This is a genomic window from Microbacterium sp. (assembly GCF_047972865.1).
Taxonomy (GTDB): Bacteria; Actinomycetota; Actinomycetes; order Actinomycetales; family Microbacteriaceae; genus Microbacterium.
Genome location: NZ_JBKEAY010000012.1, coordinates 1 through 4,632, shown reverse-complemented (window position 1 = coordinate 4,632; position 4,632 = coordinate 1). Strand labels below are relative to the sequence as shown.

At 67.2% G+C, this 4,632-nt stretch carries 4 protein-coding genes and 2 pseudogenes; all 6 read right to left on the bottom strand.

Features of this window, described 5'->3' with window-relative positions; all coding sequences use genetic code 11:
- Positions 1–25 precede the first annotated feature (25 nt).
- Positions 26–193, bottom strand: coding sequence for a hypothetical protein (locus ACK5KK_RS00650; RefSeq protein ID WP_416888161.1), 168 nt, complete (start codon positions 191–193; stop codon positions 26–28).
- A 57-nt stretch (positions 194–250) separates the two neighbouring features.
- A pseudogene (locus tag ACK5KK_RS00645) lies at positions 251–748 on the bottom strand (IS3 family transposase); the annotation flags it as partial.
- A gap of 83 nt (positions 749–831) precedes the next feature.
- Positions 832–1,821: a tyrosine-type recombinase/integrase gene (locus ACK5KK_RS00640; RefSeq protein ID WP_416888160.1), complete on the bottom strand. Its 990-nt coding sequence runs from the start codon at positions 1,819–1,821 to the stop codon at positions 832–834.
- The gene (locus ACK5KK_RS00635) at positions 1,818–2,753 is read right to left on the bottom strand and encodes a tyrosine-type recombinase/integrase (RefSeq protein WP_416888159.1); all 936 of its coding nucleotides are present in this window, start codon (positions 2,751–2,753) and stop codon (positions 1,818–1,820) included. The genes ACK5KK_RS00640 and ACK5KK_RS00635 overlap by 4 nt, the downstream gene beginning before the upstream one ends.
- Complete coding sequence (locus ACK5KK_RS00630) at positions 2,750–3,988, bottom strand: tyrosine-type recombinase/integrase (RefSeq protein ID WP_416888158.1); 1,239 nt, start codon at positions 3,986–3,988, stop codon at positions 2,750–2,752. The genes ACK5KK_RS00635 and ACK5KK_RS00630 overlap by 4 nt, the downstream gene beginning before the upstream one ends.
- Positions 3,989–4,145: 157 nt before the next feature.
- A pseudogene (locus tag ACK5KK_RS00625) lies at positions 4,146–4,632 on the bottom strand (IS3 family transposase); the annotation flags it as partial.

Below are 4,632 nucleotides of genomic sequence, written 5' to 3'. Positions count from 1 at the left end.
ACCTCGACGCATCTCCATCCGGGGCTCATCCGCTACCGTTCTCGAGGGAACCGCAGTCCGTGGCGTATACCTCCCGGAAGGCGCTGAGGTCTCCGAGTTCGGCCTGGTCGAGAACGCGGAGCCACCCACCTTCTGGGTCGTGGTAGTACTTCAGAGCCCAGTCTGTCGTGGGGAACGCGCGGAGCTGCACCATCGCCTGCTCCTTGGTCGCGGGCCTTGACCCTCGATCGTGGACACGGTGTCGTTTCGGTTATGCCGCTTCCGTGAGGGTAGCGGACGTGGTCGCTGTGTAGGCGTTCTCGTAGGTGTTCGGGGTGATCTGGCCGATCGCGGAGTGCCGCCTTCGGGTGTTGTAGCGGTTCGCCCATCGGAACACGGCCCGGTAGGCGGTGGCCTGGTCCGGGAACGCCGACGCGCCTTCGAGGAGCTCCCGTTTGAGCGCGGCGTTCACGCTCTCCGCGAGCGAGTTGTCGGCGCTGGTGCCCACTGCACCCATGGACTGGGCCACCTTCAGCTGCTCGCAGAGCGCGGCGTAGGCCTTCGACGTATAGACGCTGCCGTGGTCGCTGTGGAATACCGCGCCAGCGAGGCTGCCTCGGTCGCGGGCTGCGGCGCGGAGGGCGTCTTCGACGAGCTCGGTGCGCATGTGGTCGGCGACCTGCCAGCCGGCGAGCTTCCGGGAGCCGAGGTCGATGCAGGTCGCGAGGTACAGGTTCGTCCCGTCCGCGATCGGGAGGTAGGTGATATCCTATGCCGACGTTCGGACTATGCCGATGCTGGTGGGAACGGTCCTGGTCAGGTCTGGTTTCCGGGGTTGAGATGTCGGCATAGTCAAAGGGCATTGAGCCAGGCGAGGATGTCCGGCTCGGGGTGGTAGTTGCCTGGGGCGACGCCGGGTGGCCGTGTGCGGTCGATAGCGGCTTGTTTGATCGTCATGTCGGCGTGGAGGTAGGCGTCCGTGCTGTGCGTGTCGGCGTGTCCGAGCCAGAGCGCGATGACCGCGACGTCGACCCCCGCGGTGAGCAGGTTCATCGCCGCGGTGTGGCGCAGGGTGTGCATCGTGACGTGCTTGCCGGCGAGGCTGGGACATCTGGTTCTCGCGGTGTCGAGGTGTTTGGCGAGGCGGTGCTCGAGCGCGTCGCGGGAGAGTGCCTGTCCGTGTGGGCCGCAGAACATCGCGGTTCCGGGGCGGGTCTTCCGTTCGGCGAGGTAGTGCCTCATGGTGCGCAGGGTGGTGGTGGTCAGCGGGGTGGAGCGTTGGCGTCGGCCCTTGCCTGTGCAGGTGACGTGAGCACCGACCCCGAGGTGGATGTCATCGAGGGTCAGGGCGCAGAGTTCGCTGATCCGCAGCCCGGTCTGGACGGCCATCACGAGCAGTGCGTGGTCGCGTCGACCGGTCCAGGTGTGGCGGTCGGGCGCGGCGAGCAGAGCATCGGCTTCTTCGCGAGTGAGGAACTCGATGACCGGTCTCGTTGCCCGTTTGGGAGGGATCGCGAGGACCTGAGTGATCGTCGCGGCGTGCTCGGGGTGATCGGGAAGAGCGCGAGACAGCACGGCGCGGATCGCCGTGAGCCGGGTGTTGCGGGTCTTCGCGTTGTTGCCGCGGTCGTGTTGCAGGTGGTCGAGGAATCCGGCGATGTTCGTGACGGTGAGCGCGTCGAAGTCGATCCTGTCCGTCGGGATGTGGAGCGTGACGGTCAGATGTTTGAGAAGCATCCGCCAGGTGTCGCGGTAGGACGAGATCGTGTTCTCGGAGAGATCCCGCTGGGTGCGAGCGAACGTCGTGAAGTAGGTTTGCAGGCTCGTGGCCAGGTCGTTCATGATGAGGGTCCTTCAGCAGAAGCGGCATCGAGCAGTCCCGCGGCCAGCGTCATCAGCTCGCCGGTCGCGGTCAGATACCAGTAGGTGTGTGCGGCGTCGGAGTGCCCGAGCCAGGTCGCCAGCAGCGACAGCGTCCGCTCGGGATCCCCGCCGTGCGCGTACGCGGCCGTCATGTGCGCGGTCGCGAAGGTGTGCCGCAGGTCGTGCAGTCGCGGCCGGGCTCTGCCGTGCGGGGTGAGTCCGGCCGCATCCCGGACCCGTTTGAAGAGCCGAAAGAAGGAGACATAGGGATACCCGGTCCCCTTTGACGTCACGAATACCGGGCCGTGCGGGTCGGGGCCGGTCGCTGCCCGCGCCGGCAGCTCGATGTATCGGCGCAGCACTGCTGCCGTCGTTTCGTCGATCGGAACGAGACGTTCGTCTGACTTCGCCGCTTTGATCACCAGCACGAGATCGTCGGGGTCGATGTCGTTGACGCGGAGGTTCAGTGCCTCGCTGATCCGCAGCCCTGTCGCGGCGAGCAGGCCGATCACGGTGCGGACCGTCTCCGCTATCCGTTCGTCAGCGAACGTCTCCGAGCAGGCGGCCAGCAGCGCGTCGATGTCGTCCTGGCTGTAGATGTAGGGAACCGCGCGCGGTTTCTTCGCCGCGAGCAGGCCGTCCGGGATGATCGGAACGTCGATCCCGTTCGCGTTCAGATGTGCGGCGAATCGGCGCACCAACGACAGTCGGGTCGCCCACCATGACGGGTGCGCGTCAGGATTCAGTCGCGCCCAGGTCACGGCGTCGTCGATGGTGAACGTCGTTGTCTGCCGTCGATCCTCGAGCCAGCGGAGGAACAGGCCGACTTGTCGTTCGATGTCGTTCAGCTGGAACCCGAGGGCTCGGCGCAGCGTCAGATACTGCTCGAGGTGTTCGCGCAGCGTGATCATCGCGGGACCTGCCCGAACGGGACGACCAATGCTCGCAGGGACCGAAGGTCGACCTTCGCGTAGCCCATCGTGGTCGCCGTGTGAACGTGTCCCAGGAGCTCTCGCGCCTCGATCAGTGTGCCGCCGGCGGCCAGAATGTCCATCGCCGCGGTGTGTCGCAGCCGGTGAGCGTAGATCCGGTCGATGCCCGCGAGGTCGGAGAGTCGGGCGATGATTCCCGAGATGCCGCCCGTGGTCAACATCCTGCGCGGCGCGGCCATCCGGACGAACACACCACGATCCAGCGCGACCGGACGTGCCCGCAGCCAGGTCGCCAACGCTTCGCCGACATCGACCGGGATCGGCAGGGTGTGCTCGCGCCCCTTGCCGGTGACCCTCAGACGACCGGCGGTCCAATCGATGTCGTCGAGCGTGAGCCGGGCGGCTTCGCCCGCCCGCAAGCCCAGACGCACCAGGATCGTGACCACCGCTCGGTCTCGCGCGCCGATCACCGTGGTCGGATCGCATACGCCAAGCAGCGCAGCGACCTGGTCCGCGCTGACCCCGCGCGGCAGCGCCCGTCGCGTGCCCGGAGGTTTCAAGACCCCGGCGGTCAGATCCCGATCGATCCGCCCCGTGCTCAACGCCCACCGCAGCAGACACCGCACCGAATCGACGATGTGAGAACGAGTCACCGCCCCGTAAGGGCGACCCCGCTCCGCGACGAACTCGTTGACGACCGTCGCGTCCAGCCGACGCCACTCGACCACGCCGTCCGCGGTGGCGATCGCGTCCAGCAGCCCGGCCCCGTAGTAGCAGCGGGCATCGATGGTCCGCTCGAGAAGCCCGAGGTCGTCTCGCATCCATGCGCGCCACGCGGTCACCGCCGCCAGCACCTCAGTGGCAGCCCCCGGCTCGCCATCGCTCGCGCTGAGGTATCCCGCCGCGATCAGGAACCTGCGCAACGCGCCCATGCGCGTTCTCACCCCATCCGCGACGACTGGCCGCGAACTCTCCACGGCCACGAACCGGTCCAGCAGCTCCGGACCGATCTGGTCCAGGCCCGCGCCCGCCGTGTGCATCCACAGACTCAGACGCGCGGCCAGGTTCACGATCTGCGCCGCGTAACCCGGCGAATACCCCAGCCCCGCCGTCCAGGCCGAACACTCAGCCAGCACCGCGGGAGCCAACGGCCCCACCGGAACCAGCGGAATCCGATCCACAGACGGGCGAGCAGTAGGCGATCTCTTCGTCACGGCCCTCACCTCCAGACACTTCGTGTCTGAAGCATGACCGCCCCTCAACTATGCCGACATCTCAACCCCGGAAACCAGACCTGACCAGGACCGTTCCCACCAGCATCGGCATAGTCCGAACGTCGGCATAGGACATCTAATGCCGACGTCGGCATTAGATGTCGCCGACATACCTGCGGTTCGGCTCCCCATGGAGAAGTCCCGTCCGATCAGGTCAGGGAACCTCCTGCCGGACTGGTCCGGGATCGTCGTCTTCACCCGCCGACGCAACCGGATCCCCGCCAGCTGATGTTCTCGCATCACCCGGGCGACTCGCTTGTGATTCACCCGCTCAGCGGCGGGGACGCCGTCGTTGAGGTCGGCGGTGATTCGCGGCGCCCCATAGGCGCGGTCACCACCCCGCGCAGGTTCCTGCAGCACCCGGATCCGGTCAGCGAGGGCAGCATCGGCGGAGGCCTTCGCCGCGCGCCCCGGGGCCGCCGCGCGCCAGGCGTAGAACGACGACCTCGCGACCTCGACAACTTCGCACAACCGCTTCACGCCATAGGCGTCCTTGTGGTCCTCGACGAACTGGAAGCGGTTCACCAGTTCGTCTCCCCGGCGAAATACTTCGCCGCCTGACGGAGGATGTCCCGCTCCGTCTC